The following is a 17366-nucleotide window of genomic DNA, read 5'->3' on the forward strand; positions in this document are numbered from 1 at the left end:
GAAGTCGAGCGCGATCAGCGGCGATACGCGTATGCTCGCATCGCGCCAACCCGGCCGGCCCGGCACGGAGATGACCGTTCATGAAAAAGCTGCATACGAAGAGAAGGCGGTCAGGTCAGTCTAACGGCCGGTCGGGGGATACCCTAAGTAACAAAGTGCAACGAAATCTTCTGTTCGATTACGAGGATGACATCGACGATACAGAAGTGGCAACGCGGCCAGACTGATGTCAGCGCGATGCCAGTTCGGCGCCAGCATCGCGAGATTCAACCGAGGGAACGCGCGATGCGCGGCACGTTGCGTGCTGCCGTCGTGTCGAGCGCAACGACGCTCAAGCGCGCTCCACCGCGCTCACCCGCGCGCCGGCAGGCGCCGCATCAGCATCGCGCTGTGCCACGCGGTCAGCGCGACGGCGACCCAGATCGGCCCGTAGGTCGCGAGCTGCGCGACGCTCAGCGTCTCGCCGAGCAGCAGCAGCGACACGGCGACGAGCAGCACGGGCTCGACGTAGCCGAGGATCCCGAACAGCGCCATCGGCAGCATCCGGCTCGCCTTCAGGTAGCTCGCGAGCGCGAGCGTGCTGAGCACGCCGAGCCCCGGCAGCAGCGCGGCCCACAGCAGCGGACGGTTGCCGACCGGTGTCGGGCTCGTCGATATCATCGCGAGCGCGACCGGGCACAGCAGCACGATCTCGAGCGCGAACGCGGCCAGCGAATCGGCGTTGATCCGGCGGCGCAGCACGAAATACGGCGGATAGCCGAACGCGACGACGAGCGTCGGCCATGCGAACGCGCGCGTCGCCCACACCTCGTGCGCGACGCCGAGCGCCGCGCACGCGACCGCCGCCCATTGCAGCGGATCGAGCCGTTCGTGATAGTAGAAGCGGCCGACGAGCACCATCGTCAGCGGCAGCAGGAAATAGCCGAGCGACACTTCGAGCATGCGCCCGTGCAGCGGCGCCCACAGGAACAGCCACAGCTGCAGGCCGAGCAGCGCCGCGCTCACCGGCAGTGCGATCAGCAGGCGCCAGTCGCGCACGCTGCGCCGCGCCAGTTCGACGAGGGCCGGCCAGCGGCCGCGCAGCGCGATCAGCGCGAGCGCGCCCGGCACGGTCCACAGGATGCGCCACGCGAAGATGTCGAGGCCCGTGAGCGGCGCGAGCAGTTTCGCGTAAGCGGACATCAGCGCGAACAGCGTCGACGCCATCACCGACAGCATGATCCCGCGCCCGGCCTCCGGATACCCCGTCATGTTGTTTTAGCCTTACTGCTGCTGGAAGCGCTCGAAGCGCCGTTCGACCTGACGCTCCTCGAACGTGACCTCGGTCACGCGCGCGGCCGGCGGCCCGTGGCGCAGCCATGCGAGCATCCGGTCGATCTGCGCGCCGGGCCCCTGGATCATCGCCTCGACACTGCCGTCCTCGAGATTCGCGACCCAGCCGCGCAGCTTCAGCGCATGTGCCTCGCGCACCGTCGCGTGACGGAAACCGACGCCCTGCACGACGCCGCGCACCCGCACGTAGTAAGTCTCGATCCGTTCGTCCAGTTCATTGCGGCTCATCGCGTCGCCCTCCCGTCGTGCATTCCATTCAAGCCCGGCATTGTAGTCGCGTCGGCCGCTTCGCACACAGGCGCGGCGGGCCGGCCGCACGCGGCGGCGGGTTTGCTGCCCGGCGTTGCGCGCGTGCCGGAGGACGGCGCCCGTCGCCGGGCGCGCCGACCACGTACAATCTCGCCGACGCACAACCGCCGCGCCGCCCGCGCGGCCCCGAAGGAAACGCATGACTGACACCTCCCGCGATCTCGTTCTCGTCACCGGCGCGTCCGGTTTCGTCGGCTCGGCCGTCGCACGCATCGCGCAGCAGAAAGGCTATGCGGTGCGCGTGCTGGTGCGCCCGACCAGCCCGCGCACGAACGTCGCGGATCTCGACGCCGAGATCGTCACCGGCGACATGCGCGACGAGACGTCGATGCGCGCCGCGCTGCGCGGCGTGCGCTACCTGCTGCACGTGGCGGCCGACTACCGGCTGTGGGCGCCGGATCCGGACGAGATCGAGCGCGCGAACCTCGAAGGCGCGGTCGCGACGATGCGCGCGGCACGTGCCGAAGGCGTCGAACGGATCGTCTACACGAGCAGCGTCGCGACGCTCAAGGTCACGAGCGCCGGCGATCCGTCCGACGAGAACCGGCCGCTGACCGCCGAGCAGGCGATCGGCGTGTACAAGCGCAGCAAGGTGCTGGCCGAGCGTGCGGTCGAGCGGATGATCGCCGACGAAGGGCTGCCGGCCGTGATCGTCAACCCGTCGACGCCGATCGGCCCGCGCGACGTGAAGCCGACGCCGACCGGCCGCATCATCGTCGAGGCCGCGCTCGGCAAGATTCCCGCGTTCGTCGATACCGGCCTGAACCTCGTGCACGTCGACGACGTCGCGCACGGCCACTTCCTCGCGCTCGAGCGCGGCCGGATCGGCGAACGCTACATCCTCGGCGGCGAGAACCTGCCGCTGCAGCAGATGCTCGCCGACATCGCGCAGATGACGGGCCGCAAGGCGCCGACGATCGCGCTGCCGCGCTGGCCGCTCTACCCGCTCGCGCTCGGCGCGGAGGCCGTCGCGAAGTTCACGAAGAAAGAGCCGTTCGTGACGGTCGACGGGTTGCGGATGTCGAAGAACAAGATGTATTTCACGTCCGCGAAGGCGGAGCGCGAGCTCGGCTACCGCGCGCGTCCGTACCGCGAAGGGCTGCGCGACGCGCTCGACTGGTTCGGCTCGGCGGGCTACCTGAAGTAACACAAAGCGGCGTGCCTCACGCCGCTTTGCGCACTTTGTTACACGTCGCTGACGGACCGGCACCGGCGCAGCGGTTAAAATCGCGGGTCTTACGCAGAGAAGACACGCATGAACCTGAACGATCAGATCGATTCGCTCAACGCGGGCGTCGATCAGCTCCTCCACGATCACCACGCCGCGCAGCAGGCGGCACGCAGCGCGGAAGCCTTCGCGCGCGCCGCCGCCGCGGAAGCCCAGGCCGCCGCAGAACGTCACGCCGCGGCTGAAACCGAAGCGCAGGCCGCCGCGCAGCGCCACACGGCTGCCGCCGCCGACGCCGAAGCCGCGCAGCAGCGCCACGCCGACGCCACCGCCGCGGCCGAGGCCGCCGGCCAACGCCACACCGAAGCCACCGCGCAAGCCGAAGCCGCCGTCCAGCGTCACGCGGAAGCGACCGCGCTGACCGAAGCGCTCGCGCAGCGTCACGCGGATGCCGAAGCCGCGTCGCAGCGTCATGCGGCGGCGATCGCCGAAGCCGAGGCCGCCGCGCAACGTCATCACGCCGCCGCGACCGAAGCGGACGCGGCCGCGCAGCGTCACGCAGCCGCCACCACGGTGGCCGAAGCCGCCGCGCGGCGCCATGCGGAAGCGACCGCCGAAGCCGAAGCCGCGACGCAGCGCCACGCCGCCGCGATCGCCGAGGCCGAAGCGCTCGCGCAACGTCATGCGCAGGCGATCGCCGAAGCCGAAGCCGCCGCGCGTCGCCACGCCGATGCGACTGCCGAAGCCGAAGCGATCACGCAGCGCCACGCCGCCGCGATCGCGCAAGCGGACGCGGCTGCACACCGCCACGCAGAGGCGACCGCCGAGGCTGAAGCCGTCACGCAACGCCACACCGAAGCGATCGCGCAGGCCGAAGCGGCTGCCGAGCGTCATGCGAAGGCGATCGCCGACGCCGAAGCGCTGGTCGAAGCCGTCGTGAAGGACGCCGCGACGAACGCGGCCGCCTCCGCCACCGCGACGGCTGTCGCGGCCGAAGTCATCGAACCGGCCATCGAGCCCGCGGTCGAGCCCGCAGTCGAGCCGGCGGCGCACGCAGCCGAGCCGGTCGCTGTCGCCGAAGAACGCGCGGCAGCGCCGGCCGACACCGGCACCGCCGTTGTCGATGCAACCGCGGCCGGCACCGCGATCGAGGTCGCGCCCGCGGCCGAAGTAGCGGATGCCCCGGCCGAGAAGGCGACGCTGCACGTCGCGCGCCCGTCGCAGAACGCGCTGACGCTGAGCATCAACGGTCAGTCGATGACCCTGCATCCGGAGCAGTTGAGCCAGCTGATCGAGGAACTCGCGCATGCGCGCGCGTCGATGCAGCCGGAGCCGCCGCCCGGCATCCCGGCCGGCTGGCGCTTCGTGACGACGAAGAACCCGATGATGGCCGTGCAGAAGCAGTCGAACGGCGACCGCCTGCTGGTCGCGCGTCACACCGGCTACGGCTGGGTGCCGTTCACGTTCTCGCCGGACGTCGTGATCCAGATGTACATGATGCTGACGCAGCGGTAAGCACGCGCGGCACCGCCGCAAACGAAACAGCCCGACCGGTTCACACCGATCGGGCTGTTTGCTTTCCGAAGTCCGGAGGGCAGCCGGCTTGCGCCGGCGTCATTCGTTTCAGCGCTCCACCGGCGCCTGCACGCGCGCCTTCCACTGGCCGCCCTTGCCGCGCCAGTAGCGCCACGCGGACGCGAACGTCGCGCCGACGTAGAACAGCGCGATCAGCGGCAACGCCGGCGCCCACAGCGGCGAGCGCCGGTAGTAGCGCAGCATCGGCGCATACGCGGCGCACATCGACGCCCACGCGAGCCACGCCGGCCAGGCGCGCGCGCCGTATGCGAGCGCGGCCACCGGCGGCACGAGGTAGATGATCGTCATCCCGAGCAGCGTGCCGGCGAGCAGCAGCGGCGAATAGTGAAGCTGCGTGAACGCGGTGCGCGCGATCATGTTCCAGATGTCGCGCCAGCTGTCGTACGGACGCAGCGACACGCTGCGGTCGGCCAGGTCGAGCCGGATCGGATGCCGGCCGCTGCCGCGATGCTTGATCTGCGCGGCAAGGCTGCAGTCGTCGATCAGCGCGCCGCGAATCGATTCGATGCCGCCCGCCTCCTCGAGCGCGCTGCGCTTGACCAGCATGCAGCCGCCCGCCGCGCCGGCCGTCCGGTTGCGCGGATTGTTGATCCACGAGAACGGATAGAGCTTCGCGAAGAAGAACACGAACGCCGGGATCAGTGCCTTTTCCCAGAACGAATCGCAACGCAGCCGCACCATCAGCGACACCAGGTCGCGCTGCTCGGCCTGCGCGCGCGTGACGAGCTGGGCCACGGCGTCGGGCGGATGGCCGATGTCGGCATCCGTCAGCAGCAGGTAGTCGGCCGGCAGCCCGAGCGTGCGCACCGCGGCGATGCCCTGCGACTGCGCCCACACCTTGCCCGACCAGCCGGCCGGCAGCGGCTTCGCGGCCAGCACCGTCAGGCGATCGGCGCGGTTGATCGCGAGCGCGGCCGCGCGGGCCGCGTCGGCGGTGCCGTCGTCGCTGTGGTCGTCGACGATGATCAGATGAAACTCGCCCGGATAGTCCTGCTCGAGCAGCGACGTCGCCGCTCGCGCAATCACGTCGGCCTCGTTGCGGGCCGGCACGACCGCGACGACGGCCGGCCACCCGGCTTCGGCCGCCGCGCCGCGCGCATCGGGCGGCAACGGCCGCGCGGGCCGCGCGCGCCAGAAGCCGCCGCGCGCGACGAGCAGCACGATCCAGATCAGCAGCGACAGGCCGGACACCAGGAAGGAAATCGCCAGCATCATCGGCGGGCCTCCTGCCGGACACCGGCGCGGACACTGGCGCGAACGGTCCGGCCGCACGTGGCGGCGAAGCGTCCGGCCACAATCGGGGTCGGAGTGAAAACGCCCATGACCGCACGGGCGGCAGGGCAATACGCGTAAGAATCGACGGTCATCGAATAGCCTTGAAACGAGCGCGACGGCGGGCAGCCGGACAAGCTGCCCGCGAAACCGCGCAGTTTACCGGGTTCCGCGCGCGCGAGTGCCGACGGGGCTCTGCGCCGAATGCAACACCGCCGGAACGGCACCAAAGCAAGGACTGCCCGATAGGGTTAAAATGCGCGATTAATTCGGGGTTCCGGGGCCTGGCCTGGCCGGTTCGTTTCCTGCCTTCATAACATCAAGCCGGGGCGAGCGAGCGGTGCCAGCTCCTTGAACCCCGGCGTCTGTCGTCGGAGTTCGCTCACTTATGCGAGTCATCCTTGCCCAGCCCCGCGGCTTCTGTGCGGGGGTTGTCCGTGCCATCGAGATTGTCGATCGCGCGCTGCAACAGCACGGCGCGCCGGTCTATGTGCGTCATGAGATCGTGCATAACCGGCATGTCGTCGAAAACCTGCGTGAAAAAGGGGCGCGATTTGTTGAGGAGCTCGACGAGGTGCCTCACGGCGCCGTTGCGATCTTCAGCGCGCACGGTGTCGCCCAGAAGGTCGAACACGACGCTCAAACGCGCGGGCTCGACGTGCTGGACGCAACCTGCCCGCTCGTCACGAAAGTGCACGTGCAGGGCCGCCAGTACGTCGCGGCGGGCCGACGGCTGATCCTGATCGGCCACGCGGGCCATCCGGAAGTCGAAGGCACGATCGGCCAGATTCCGGCCGAGGTCGTCCTCGTGCAGAGCGAGGCCGAAGTCGATACGCTGACGCTGCCGGCCGATACGCCGGTCGCGTACGTCACGCAAACGACGCTGTCGGTCGACGACACGCGCGGCATCATCGAAGCGCTGCAGCGCCGGTTCACCGACATCGTCGGCCCGGACACGCGCGACATCTGCTACGCGACGCAAAACCGCCAGGCCGCCGTGCGCGAGCTGAGCGGCCAGGTCGACGTGCTGCTGGTCGTCGGTGCGACGAACAGCTCGAACTCGAACCGCCTGCGCGAGATCGGCACCGAAAGCGGTGTACCGAGCTATCTCGTCGCCGACGGCTCGGAAGTGAAGGCCGAATGGTTCGCGGGCGTGCAGACGGTCGGCCTGACCGCTGGCGCGTCGGCACCCGAGGAAATGGTTGAGGATGTGATCGGCGCGCTGCGCGCGCTGGGGCCCGTCGATGTCACGACGATGGCGGGCCGTGAGGAAAAAGTCGAATTCAAGTTGCCGGCGAAGCTTACGCAAGCTGTCGCCCGCGAAGTTTAAGGAGGACATCTCTTGTCTATTCCGCTGCTCCAGCAAGTCCGCGTCGGCGCATACATCATGCGTCAACATCTGTCCGGCAACAAACGCTATCCGCTCGCGCTGATGCTCGAGCCGCTGTTTCGCTGCAACCTCGCCTGTAACGGCTGCGGCAAGATCGACTATCCGGACCCGATCCTGAACCAGCGCCTGTCCATCGAGGAATGCCTGGAAGCCGTCGACGAGTGCGGCGCACCCATCGTGTCGATCGCCGGCGGCGAGCCGCTGCTCCACAAGGAGATGCCGGAAATCGTCAAGGGCATCATGAAGCGCAAGAAATTCGTGTACCTGTGCACGAACGCGCTCCTGATGGAAAAGAAGATGGACGACTACGAGCCGAATCCGTACTTCGTGTGGTCGGTCCACCTCGACGGCGACCAGGAGATGCACGACCATTCCGTGTCGCAGGAAGGCGTGTACGACAAGGCGGTCGCGGCCATCAAGGAAGCGAAGCGCCGCGGCTTCCGCGTGAACATCAACTGCACGCTGTTCAACGATGCGATCCCCGAGCGCGTCGCGAAGTTCTTCGACACGCTGGGCCCGATCGGCGTCGACGGCATCACCGTGTCGCCGGGCTACGCCTACGAGCGCGCGCCGGATCAGCAGCACTTCCTGAACCGCGACAAGACGAAGAACCTGTTCCGCGAAATCCTGAAGCGCGGCGAAGGCGGCAAGCGCTGGTCGTTCAGCCAGTCGTCGCTGTTCCTCGACTTCCTGGCCGGCAACCAGACGTACAAGTGCACGCCGTGGGGCAACCCGGCGCGCACCGTGTTCGGCTGGCAGAAGCCGTGCTATCTGGTCGGCGAAGGTTACGTGAAGACCTTCAAGGAACTGATGGAAGACACGAACTGGGACAACTACGGGGTCGGCAACTACGAGAAGTGCGCGGACTGCATGGTCCACTGCGGCTTCGAAGCCACCGCCGTGATGGACACGATCGCGCATCCGCTGAAGGCGCTGCGCGTGAGCAAGAAGGGCATCAAGACCGACGGCCCGTTCGCACCGGACATCTCGATCGCGAAGCAGCGTCCGGCCGAGTACGTGTTCTCGCGCCACGTCGAGATCAAGCTCGAGGAAATCCAGCGCGCCGGCAAGGGCAAGCTGCAGAAGCCGGCGAAGCCGGCAACGGCGGCTTAAGCGGGTTTCGCTACGCGGGGGCTGGCGCCTCCGCGCAGGCAGGCAACCAGAAAGCGCCACGGAGTTCGCTCCGTGGCGCTTTTGTTTTTGACGGACGTCGTGATGGGCCGGTGCGCACCGGGCATGCAGCGGCATGCGCATGCGAACGCCGCTCGCTCAGTGCCGCGACTCCGCCGCCGCGATCAGCTGCCATGCGGTCGGACCGGGATCGAGCAGCGGATCGGACGGCGGATCGAGATCGTGCCGATGTGCGTCCTCGGACGGCAACGCCTGCCACTGCGCGATACCGATCTCGTCGCCGCAGACGGTGCATCGATAGATGCCCGCGATCGTCACTTCGCTGCCGGGCGGCAGCGTCTCGCTGAATGCACGGCCGCTTCCGCACGTGAAGTAGCCGCCGATCTTGTATAGCGCCATCGCTCCTCCTGAACGAAACGAATGCGTTCGCGCCGACACGCATGATCGTCGCAAACGCGAGGATGGATCGTCATCGACCGAACCCGTCCGGTTCCCGTCATGACATTAGACGGCGAGTGCCCGCCCCGCGAAATTGGACGCGTATGAAACTCGGCGCAGGAGCCGATCGTACGGCTGCTCAATGCAGCACGGCCGGGGCCCGCATCTTCGCCGCCGCCTGCGCGACCAGTGCCGGCTGCTCGGTGGAGGCGAACGCGCACACGTGACGCCACAGCTCGGCGAGCCGGTGCCGCGTGAGGGTCGCGACGCACGCGTCGTTCGCCGCGAGCACGCGTTCGAGCACCGCGCATTCGTCGTCGTGCAGCGTCCAGGCGCCGCTTTGCGCGGCGCGCGCCACGCTCGCGTCGAGCACGCGCTCCGCATCGACGCACAGGTCGATGCTCGCGTCCGGCGACACCGCATCGTCGAGCGCGAGGAACACCAGATAGACGCTCGTGCGCAGCCGCATCAGCAACGCTTCGCTGCCGTGCTCGCCGCGCAGCGCGACGAGCGCCATGTGGCATTTCAGCGAGATGTCGCGCACGTGCGCGGGCGGCAACGGCAGCAGCCACTCGCGCGTCAGCGGCGGGTGGCGGCGGCCTTTTCGGACAGCCTTCATGATCCGCCCTCGCTTGCGGACGCATCGTCCGCTTCGAAGGCCGGCCACGTCACGCGGCATGCGACGGCGCCGCGGCCCGCATCGCGCCGGCCGTTCGCGCGGCGCGTCGTGCCGCGCGCGTTGCCCGGCCGACGCGTCGTGCAAGCCTCCGGCTGCCGGCGACGCGCCGGCGCGCGCAACCCGCCGGGGAATCGGTTGGGGCATGCCATGCTCGTCTCCCGCATCAGAACGTGTTCTCGCCCTTCAGGTAGTACGCCGTCTTCACGAAGAACGCCCGCACCGAATGGCCGCTCTGCGCGTCACTGGCCGCACGCGCCTCCATCGCGGCCTTCTCCTCGCGCGAGCGGTCGGGCACCGGGTTCCTCACGCGTTCGAGCGCACGCTGCATCGCGAGCGGATAGTTCTGATTGCCGGCCGTGGTCGCACGAAAGCCGACGCGCGTCATCTGTCGCAACTGCAAGTCGGTTTCGGCACGCGCCGCCGACCAGTTCAACGGTGCGACGTTCGATTGCCACTCGGTGTTGACGGACTGCGCGAAGCCCGCGGCGGGCAGCACGGCAAGCGTGGCGGACAGCGCGGCAAGGGAAACGAGGGATCGCATATTGGCCTCCAGATGGTTGCGTCCGCATCGATCATAGGCGCCGATGCGGTGCAATCATCGTATGTCGCGTGGCACCGCGCTTGAATAGCCGATTCCGCAATTGATATTTTCGGCACTGACATCGGCGCTGCGATCCGCAGGATTCGCCAATGCTGCACGACCGGAATTTCCTTATTTCATTCAAATACCTGATCGCGTTCTCGCAGACGATTCGAAGCGGCGCGCGAATCGCTTTTGCAGTTTTCGAAATGACGTATTACCGCCGCGATGTCGGCCGAAGCGCGGGCCGGCGCGGCTTTCGGCGCGATGCAGCATAGGCGGGCGGGCACGAGAAAAACCCGGTCGAACGAGCCGGTTTCCCTGACGTGCGACAAATCTGCCGCACCGAATGACCGCATCGCGACAAGACGAGTCCCGCGAGTGCGCGCGATAATTGCGTATCGGCCGTATGTCACGGCTCTCATGCCTTTCCTTTTCTTCTCTCGAGTTCCACCATGGCTGCCATCGACACCACCGCCATCGACAGTTGGCACGCACACGTCTACTTCGACGCCGCGAGCCGCGACGCGGCCTGGGCGTTTCGTCTCGTCATCGAGGAACGGTTCGGCGCGATCATCGAGCTCGGCCGCTTTCACGAACGCCTCGTCGGCCCGCATCCGGCCTGGTCGTACCAGATCGCATTCGACGCCGCACACTTCGACACCCTCGTGCCGTGGCTCGTGCTGAATCACGACGCACTCGACATCTTCCTGCATCCGAACACGAACGACGAACTGCGCGACCATCGCGACAGCGCGGTGTGGATCGGCAAGTCGCATGAACTGAATCTCGGCGCGCTGGGGGGCTGAGGCTGACAGCGGCACGCAGCCGCGTTCACGCCCGGCACGCGCGACATCGACATTTCGGCCTGCGGTGAAACGTCCGGCGGCATTGCATCGATACAGTGGCTCCGTCATCCACCCTTGCCGGAACCCGCCATGACACACGCCGCCCCCGATGCGCAACGCATCCATCACGACTGGCACGCCGCCGTCGTCGCCCGCGACCTCGACGCGCTGATGTCGCTGTACGCAGACGACGCGATCCTCGAAACGCCGCTGATCGTCGTCACGCTGCCCGAGCACCGCTCGGGCGTGCTGCACGGCAAGGCCGCGATCGGCGCGTTCTTCGCGGCGGGCCTGCGCAATCCCGGAAACAAGCTCGGACGCTGGTACCGCACGGGCCTGTTCTTCTCGAACGGCCGGCAACTCACGTGGGAATATCCGCGCGCGACGCCCGACGGCGATCAGGTCGATCTCGTCGAGGTGATGGATCTGCGCGACGGGCTGATCGCGCATCATCGCGTCTATTGGGGGTGGGTCGGGTTCAACGCGCTGCGGAACGCCGCGCCGGTGGCCGGTCGCACCTGATGCCGACGGCCCGGACGAACGCACGGCGTGCCTGCTCCGGCCTGCGCCGCCGCCGCCCCGCGTCGCTCACGCGACATACATCGCGACACTGACGAACTGGCACAGGCTGCCGGCCAGCACGAAAAGGTGCCAGATACCGTGCCCGTGGCGGATGCGCTCGTCGTTGATGAAGAAGTAGATCCCGACACTGTAGATGATGCCGCCGGCCAGGAGCCACGCGGTACCCACCGGCGGCAGCGCGTGGATCAGCGGGCGGATCGCGACGAGCGCGAGCCAGCCCATCAGCACGTACAGCACCATCGACACGATCCGCGTGCGCCGTCCGAGCGTGAGTTCCTGCGCGATCCCGAACGCGGCGAGCCCCCAGCTCACGCCGAACAGCGACCAGCCCCACGGGCCGCGCAGCGTGACGAGCGTGAACGGCGTATAGCTGCCCGCGATCAGCAGATAGATGGCCGAATGGTCGCACTTCTGCAGGATCGCCTTCAGGCGCGGGTTGCGCACGCTGTGATACGCCGTCGAGATCGCGTAGAGCAGGATCAGCATCGCGCCGTACACGCTGAAGCTCACGATCTTGTAGGGATCGCGGTCGAGCGCGCCCATCGTCACCAGCGCGACCAGCCCTGCCACCGACAGCACCGCGCCGACGAGATGGGAAATGCTGTTGAAACGCTCACCGACATGCACGACGGGTTCTCCTGCGCGGATTCTTCGGAAAAAAGCAGAGCCATATGATACCGGCGCGTGAATCAAGCCGCGCTGAAACCGGTCAAGCGCCGCGGCGACGGTGAACCGCAAGCACGCCGCGAGCCCGCCAAAGAAAAAAGCGCCGCGAATTGCTTCGCGGCGCTTCCGGGTCCGTCATCGGACCGCCTCACCGGCCAGCTGCGCCGGCCCGGTTCAGCAACACTTCCCCGCCCCCGATCCGTACCGCGCGTTCTGACGTTCGCGGAAGAATTCCTCGTACGTCATCGGCTCGCGGTCCGGATGGGTTTCGCGGATGTGCGCGACGTAGGTGTCGTAGTCGGGCAGGCCGACCATCAGCCGCAACGCCTGCCCGAGGTAACGCCCCGCGCTGCGCAGGTCGCCGCCAAGATCGCTGAACATCGCGGCCTCCCGTTACCGTCCGCTGCCGAGCGCCTGCGAAGCCGGCATCGGCTCGTACGGCGTCTCGCGCACGGTCGGCTTCGACTCGCGGCGCGCGCGCAACACGGCGATCACGCCGTACACCGCAATCGCCACGACGACGAAGATGAACAGGCCCGACAGCACCGCATCGATGTAGTCGTTGAAGATGATCCGCTGCATCTGCGCGATCGACTTCGCCGGGGCGAGCACCTTGCCTTCGTCCACGGCAGCCTGCAGCTTCGCGGCGTGCGCGAGGAAGCTGACCTTCGGGTTCGCATCGAAGATCTTCTGCCAGCCGGCCGTCAGCGTGCAGATCAGGAGCCACGCGGTCGGCACGATCGTCACCCATGCGTAGCGCTCGCGCTTCATCTTGAACAGCACGACGGTGCCGAGCACCAGCGCGATCGCGGCCAGCATCTGGTTCGAGATGCCGAACAGCGGCCACAGCGTGTTGATGCCGCCGAGCGGATCGACCACGCCCTGATACAGGAAGTAGCCCCACGCGGCCACGCACAGCCCGGTGGCGACCAGGTTCGCGGGCAGCGACTCGGTGCGCTTGAGCGCCGGGTGGAACGTGCCGAGCAGATCCTGCAGCATGAAGCGGCCCGCGCGCGTGCCGGCGTCGACGGCCGTCAGGATGAACAGCGCCTCGAACAGGATCGCGAAGTGATACCAGAACGCCATCATCGCTTCGCCGCCGATCACCTGGTGCAGGATGTGCGCCATGCCGACGGCCAGCGTCGGTGCGCCGCCCGCGCGCGCGATGATCGTCGTCTCGCCGACGGCCTTCGCGGTCTGCGTGAGCATGTCCGGCGTCAGCACGAAGCCCCATTGCGTGACGGTGTTCGCGACGGCTTCCGGCGTCGAGCCGAGCACGGCCGCCGGTGCGTTCATCGCGAAGTAGATGCCCGGCTCGATCACGCACGCGGCGACCAGCGCCATGATCGCGACGAACGATTCCATCAGCATCGCGCCGTAACCGATGAAGCGCGCGTTGGTCTCGTTGTCGATCAGCTTCGGCGTCGTGCCCGACGAGATCAGCGCGTGGAAGCCCGACACCGCGCCGCACGCGATCGTGATGAACAGGAACGGGAACAGGTTGCCCGACCACACCGGGCCGGTGCCGTCGACGAACTTCGTCAGCGCGGGCATCTTCAGTTCCGGTGCGACGACCAGGATGCCGATCGCGAGGCCGAGGATCGTGCCGATCTTCAGGAACGTCGACAGGTAGTCGCGCGGCGCGAGCAGCAGCCACACCGGCAGCACCGACGCGACGAAGCCGTAGCCGATCAGGATCCACGTGAGCTGCGTGCCGGTGAACGTGAACCAGGCGGCGAGCGTCGGCGAATCGTGCACGGTCTGGCCGAACGCGATCGACGCCATCAGCAGCACGAAGCCGATGATCGACACTTCGCCGATGCGGCCCGGACGGATGTAGCGCGTGTAGACGCCCATGAACAGCGCGATCGGAATCGTCGCGGCGACGGTGAACGTGCCCCACGGCGAATTCGTCAGCGCCTTCACGACGATCAGCGCGAGCACCGCGAGGATGATCACCATGATCAGGAACGCGCCGAACAGCGCGATCACGCCGGGCACCGTGCCGAGCTCCATCTTGACGAGGTCGCCGAGCGAACGGCCGTCGCGGCGCGTCGAGATGAACAGCACGATGAAGTCCTGCACCGCGCCGGCGAACACGACGCCGGCCAGGATCCACAGCATGCCGGGCGTGTAGCCCATCTGCGCGGCGAGCACGGGGCCGACGAGCGGCCCGGCGCCGGCGATCGCGGCGAAGTGATGGCCGAACAGCACGTACTTGTTGGTCGGTACGTAGTCGAGGCCGTCGTTGTATTTGACTGCCGGCGTCATCCGCAGCCCGTCGAGCTGCATGACCTTGCTGGCGATGAAACGGCTGTAGAAGCGATATGCGATCAGATATACGCAGACTGCGGCGATCACGATCCAGAGCGCGCTGACGCGTTCGCCGTGCGCAAGTGCGATCGTCCCGAACGCGAATGCGCCGAGCAGCGCGACCGCGATCCAGAGCAGGGTACTGGAAGCCCGATTCATGGCGTCTCCTGGTCTCCTATGTGGTTTTGAGTGGATGCGGCGAGGCGCCGAACCCGCGTGACGTCGATGCGTCGTGCCGCGTCTCGTGGAAGCCGCGGCGGTGGCCCGTAGTATTCCGCGCGACGGGGGAGGCTTACAAGCGCATAACTACGTATGCGGGGCTACGTAGAATTACGTAGCGAGTTGCAGGTCATCAAATTGTCCGAGGCGAAGAAAGGTTTCGTACTGCTTCCCCGGCGCTGGGTGGTCAAACGCAGCTTCCGTTGGGCCAACCGTTTTCGCAGGCTCGCACGCGACTACGAGCGATTGCCCGAAACCCTCGCCGGATTGCATTTCGTCGTCTTCGTCACGTTGATGCTGACTCATGTCGTTCCGCATTTCTGAAAGTGTCCAAGCGGGTTCTATGAACGGCCCGGACTTAAGCACGCGTCGGCGTACCACCACCCAAAGCGAAAGCGGAGCAATATATTGCGTCTTAATCTTAACCGTCATCTTCAACACCCCTATACTTCAGGGTTTACCCCTTCAACTAAAGTCAAGTACTCGAATCGCAATCAGTGATGCCACAAGAATTAAGGAAGATACTATGACTACGGGCAGCGATAGAAATATTGAGAATTTAGACTGACCGGGCTTTTCATCATCGGATTCTGACTCATCGTCAAACCCCCAATCCTTCGCGTCCACACGTGATGCAACCTTTATTGCACTGACCGCAAGCAATATTAGGCAGATGACGATTAGGGCGACCAAGCTGTTGTAGATCATATTGATTTGCGAGTTAGTTGTTGATCCATTGGTTAAAAACCTCTAGCTCATCTTGATAAACATCATTTGCGACCTCGCCAGCCATCCCGCCGACACCACTACCAATAAGGACAAGCGCAGCTGCGCATGCAGGTTCAGCAGGACCGCACACGAAGGACACTGCAAGCCCTGCGAGACTTCCGCCAATCATACCACCCGCAACTATGCTCCCTTGACGTGCAGCTTCACGCACTTTATTTTTTGACCCTGTTACCTCATAAACCGCAAGGATAGCCGTTACCAGTATCCCAACCTTAGAAAGAATTTGTAGCCTTCTTACTTTTACCGTTACGCCCGCATTTCCACCGCCCGCCTTCTGCAAGATCGTGAAATAAACGGCGGCCCGCTCTTTCTCGGACAATTGAACGAAATCTTTGCCGAATTGCTCACGCGCATACTTATTCAAATAATAATCAAATCCGCGCGCTTCGAGTTTCAACTTTTCCGCACCCGCCACTCCAACAGCAGAAGTGTATTTTCTATACTCCACAAACAGCTTATCGCGAAGTTGACTGCAATATTCGCCCCCCTCTTTGACTGTGAGATTGCCACGCGCCACCTCCTGCCTAACTTCGTCGGAAATCTCCTTGATATGACGGATATATTGCTGTCGAACTTTATCGTCACCTATGGCATTTGCAGCGAAAGTTGTAGCGATAGATTCGTAAGAAGCAATGGCACCTTCAAGAATCCCACTGCTGATTTCGTGAGTCTTTTTGGTGTTATAAGAGCCTTCGGCTACGGTATGAGTATTGTTCACCACGTCCATTTACCCCACTATCGCACGAAGAATATTATTCATCACCGAGCCCTCAGACTGGCTTGATGGCGCAATTTTCACCTCAACCTTTTGGCATGGCGACGCATTGGTTCGATTGAATAGTGCTACGTTATTCGAATCAAAGAATCCTTCCTCAACCGTCCCGTCTGAGAAATGAGCCAGACAACGTAACCCCTCACAACTACCGGCATCGTTCAGTGAGAAGCGAATCCAATGATCGCCTGGAGACTCGGCGGTTTCTAGAGTCAAGTGCAACGTTTTGCTAACCCCTCGGCTGCCAGTTCCATGGCCATGGCTTCCTCGGGCGTTTTCCAACCGAGCGTCTGGCGAGGACGTCCATTGAGCAGCTTGGCGATATCGTTCAATTGCGTCTGCGTGACGCCCGAGAGGTCCATGCCCTTTGGCAAGAACTGGCGTAGCAGGCCGTTTGTGTTCTCGTTGCTGCCGCGCTGCCACGGAGCGTATGGATCCGCGAACCAGATATCGAGGTTCAGTCGCTCGGCAAGCTCGACATGACAGGTCATCTCCGATCCACGGTCGTACGTCAGGCTCTCACGCAGGAAGGCCGGCACCTTCTTCATCTGGCGCGTGAAGCCCTCGAGTGCGTCTTGGGCGGTACAGCCGTCCATGCGGCACAGCACGACGAACCGTGTTTTACGCTCGACCAGCGTTCCAACGCAGGATCGATTGAACGCGCCTTTGACGAGGTCGCCCTCCCAATGTCCCGGCCATTGCCGCGTTTCAATCTGCTCAGGCCGATGAATGATGCGCAATTCATCCGGCACGAAGCTCTTGCGCGCAAGGGTTCGACGGGTGGTGCCGCGCGCAGGCTTCTCTTGGCGAAGCGCCTCGATCATCGCCTGCTTGAGTCCACCTCGGGGATGGGTATAGATCGCGGCGTAAATCGTTTCGTGGCTGACGCGCTGGTCAGGATTGTCTGGATGCATGTCGCGGAGTCTGGCAGCAATTTGCTGCGGCGACCAGCGTCGATAGACCAGTTGATGATGCACATGCCAGTACAGCGTACTGCCTTCGCTCAACTTACGACGCCGTACGCAGCGCCGACGGCGAAGCCGATAGGACGAGGCCGCCTGGGTTGCTTCGTAGCGCGGCGTTGCCGCATTCCGATTACGAGCCAGTTCGCGAGAAACCGTCGAAGCGCTGCGCCCCAATCGCCGTGCGATCTCTCGCATGCTGGTTCCCCGCTGACGTTCGATCATGATTGCCGCGCGGTCCTCCGCGCTCAGATGCTGGTACTTCTTCATCACAACACCTTACTTGATTCAAGGTGTTGCACTTGGAACTAGAGATTAAG

Annotated in this window: 18 protein-coding genes and 1 pseudogene; 8 read left to right on the forward strand and 11 right to left on the reverse strand. The window is 65.4% G+C overall.

All coding sequences use genetic code 11. From position 1 onward, the window contains the following. Window positions 1-351: 351 nt before the first annotated feature. Window positions 352-1251: an EamA family transporter RarD gene (gene rarD / locus ACTJKF_RS17560; protein WP_440624763.1), complete on the reverse strand. Its 900-nt coding sequence runs from the start codon at window positions 1249-1251 to the stop codon at window positions 352-354. A gap of 12 nt (window positions 1252-1263) precedes the next feature. Next, entirely contained in the window at window positions 1264-1560 is a 297-nt protein-coding gene (locus ACTJKF_RS17565) for an acylphosphatase (protein WP_440624764.1), read from the reverse strand. Between the two features lie 220 nt (window positions 1561-1780). On the opposite strand from ACTJKF_RS17565, the gene hpnA reads away from it, so the two are divergent. Both hpnA and ACTJKF_RS17575 read left to right on the forward strand, forming a co-directional pair. Further along, window positions 1781-2788 carry a hopanoid-associated sugar epimerase gene (hpnA, locus tag ACTJKF_RS17570; RefSeq protein ID WP_006760929.1) on the forward strand — a complete coding sequence of 336 codons (1008 nt, stop codon included), beginning with the start codon at window positions 1781-1783 and terminating at the stop codon, window positions 2786-2788. 108 nt (window positions 2789-2896) lie between these two features. Then, window positions 2897-4324 carry a phage tail protein gene (locus ACTJKF_RS17575; RefSeq protein ID WP_440624765.1) on the forward strand — a complete coding sequence of 476 codons (1428 nt, stop codon included), beginning with the start codon at window positions 2897-2899 and terminating at the stop codon, window positions 4322-4324. A gap of 108 nt (window positions 4325-4432) precedes the next feature. Here ACTJKF_RS17575 and ACTJKF_RS17580 read toward each other — a convergent pair whose 3' ends face one another. Further along, entirely contained in the window at window positions 4433-5620 is a 1188-nt protein-coding gene (locus ACTJKF_RS17580; RefSeq protein WP_440624766.1) for a glycosyltransferase, read from the reverse strand. A 445-nt stretch (window positions 5621-6065) separates the two neighbouring features. On the opposite strand from ACTJKF_RS17580, the gene ispH reads away from it, so the two are divergent. Then, window positions 6066-7007 carry a 4-hydroxy-3-methylbut-2-enyl diphosphate reductase gene (ispH, locus tag ACTJKF_RS17585; protein WP_440624767.1) on the forward strand — a complete coding sequence of 314 codons (942 nt, stop codon included), beginning with the start codon at window positions 6066-6068 and terminating at the stop codon, window positions 7005-7007. A gap of 12 nt (window positions 7008-7019) precedes the next feature. Further along, a complete protein-coding gene (gene hpnH / locus ACTJKF_RS17590) occupies window positions 7020-8180 on the forward strand; it encodes an adenosyl-hopene transferase HpnH (RefSeq protein WP_440624768.1) in 1161 nt (386 codons plus the stop codon). Window positions 8181-8336: 156 nt separating this feature from the next. On the opposite strand, the gene ACTJKF_RS17595 is transcribed toward hpnH, so the two are convergent. From ACTJKF_RS17595 to ACTJKF_RS17605, 3 genes are all read right to left on the reverse strand, one after another. Then, window positions 8337-8597: a hypothetical protein gene (locus ACTJKF_RS17595; protein WP_440624769.1), complete on the reverse strand. Its 261-nt coding sequence runs from the start codon at window positions 8595-8597 to the stop codon at window positions 8337-8339. 178 nt (window positions 8598-8775) lie between these two features. Then, on the reverse strand, window positions 8776-9255 hold the full coding sequence (locus ACTJKF_RS17600) for a hypothetical protein (protein ID WP_440624770.1): 480 nt from the start codon (window positions 9253-9255) through the stop codon (window positions 8776-8778). Between the two features lie 223 nt (window positions 9256-9478). After that, the gene (locus ACTJKF_RS17605) at window positions 9479-9856 is read right to left on the reverse strand and encodes a hypothetical protein (RefSeq protein WP_440624771.1); all 378 of its coding nucleotides are present in this window, start codon (window positions 9854-9856) and stop codon (window positions 9479-9481) included. 149 nt (window positions 9857-10005) lie between these two features. Between ACTJKF_RS17605 and ACTJKF_RS17610 the strand changes: the two genes are divergently transcribed. The 3 genes from ACTJKF_RS17610 (at window position 10006) to ACTJKF_RS17620 (ending at window position 11265) form a co-directional block, all read left to right on the forward strand. After that, window positions 10006-10173 (forward strand): hypothetical protein, encoded by a 168-nt coding sequence (locus ACTJKF_RS17610; RefSeq protein WP_440624772.1) that lies wholly within the window; start codon window positions 10006-10008, stop codon window positions 10171-10173. Between the two features lie 177 nt (window positions 10174-10350). After that, entirely contained in the window at window positions 10351-10704 is a 354-nt protein-coding gene (locus tag ACTJKF_RS17615) for a DOPA 4,5-dioxygenase family protein (protein ID WP_440624773.1), read from the forward strand. Between the two features lie 129 nt (window positions 10705-10833). After that, window positions 10834-11265 carry a nuclear transport factor 2 family protein gene (locus tag ACTJKF_RS17620; protein WP_440624774.1) on the forward strand — a complete coding sequence of 144 codons (432 nt, stop codon included), beginning with the start codon at window positions 10834-10836 and terminating at the stop codon, window positions 11263-11265. A 66-nt stretch (window positions 11266-11331) separates the two neighbouring features. Here the strand turns inward: ACTJKF_RS17620 and trhA are convergent, their stop codons facing one another. The 3 genes from trhA to ACTJKF_RS17635 all read right to left on the reverse strand — a co-directional run bounded on the left by trhA (window position 11332) and on the right by ACTJKF_RS17635 (window position 14463). Further along, entirely contained in the window at window positions 11332-11952 is a 621-nt protein-coding gene (trhA, locus tag ACTJKF_RS17625) for a PAQR family membrane homeostasis protein TrhA (RefSeq protein WP_440624775.1), read from the reverse strand. A gap of 213 nt (window positions 11953-12165) precedes the next feature. Continuing rightward, window positions 12166-12372 (reverse strand): YbdD/YjiX family protein, encoded by a 207-nt coding sequence (locus ACTJKF_RS17630; RefSeq protein WP_012367086.1) that lies wholly within the window; start codon window positions 12370-12372, stop codon window positions 12166-12168. A gap of 12 nt (window positions 12373-12384) precedes the next feature. After that, window positions 12385-14463 carry a carbon starvation CstA family protein gene (locus ACTJKF_RS17635; RefSeq protein WP_440624776.1) on the reverse strand — a complete coding sequence of 693 codons (2079 nt, stop codon included), beginning with the start codon at window positions 14461-14463 and terminating at the stop codon, window positions 12385-12387. Window positions 14464-14643: 180 nt separating this feature from the next. Between ACTJKF_RS17635 and ACTJKF_RS17640 the strand changes: the two are divergent. Continuing rightward, window positions 14644-14847, forward strand: a pseudogene (locus tag ACTJKF_RS17640) (transposase); the annotation flags it as partial. Window positions 14848-15244: 397 nt separating this feature from the next. Here the strand turns inward: ACTJKF_RS17640 and ACTJKF_RS17645 are convergent. Together ACTJKF_RS17645 and ACTJKF_RS17650 are read right to left on the reverse strand one after the other, a co-directional pair. Continuing rightward, window positions 15245-16039, reverse strand: coding sequence for a hypothetical protein (locus tag ACTJKF_RS17645; protein ID WP_440624777.1), 795 nt, complete (start codon window positions 16037-16039; stop codon window positions 15245-15247). Between the two features lie 257 nt (window positions 16040-16296). Further along, the gene (locus ACTJKF_RS17650) at window positions 16297-17316 is read right to left on the reverse strand and encodes an IS30 family transposase (protein ID WP_440624553.1); all 1020 of its coding nucleotides are present in this window, start codon (window positions 17314-17316) and stop codon (window positions 16297-16299) included. Window positions 17317-17366 lie beyond the last annotated feature (50 nt).

It is taken from the genome of Burkholderia sp. 22313 (assembly GCF_052045245.1).
Classification (GTDB): domain Bacteria; phylum Pseudomonadota; class Gammaproteobacteria; order Burkholderiales; family Burkholderiaceae; genus Burkholderia.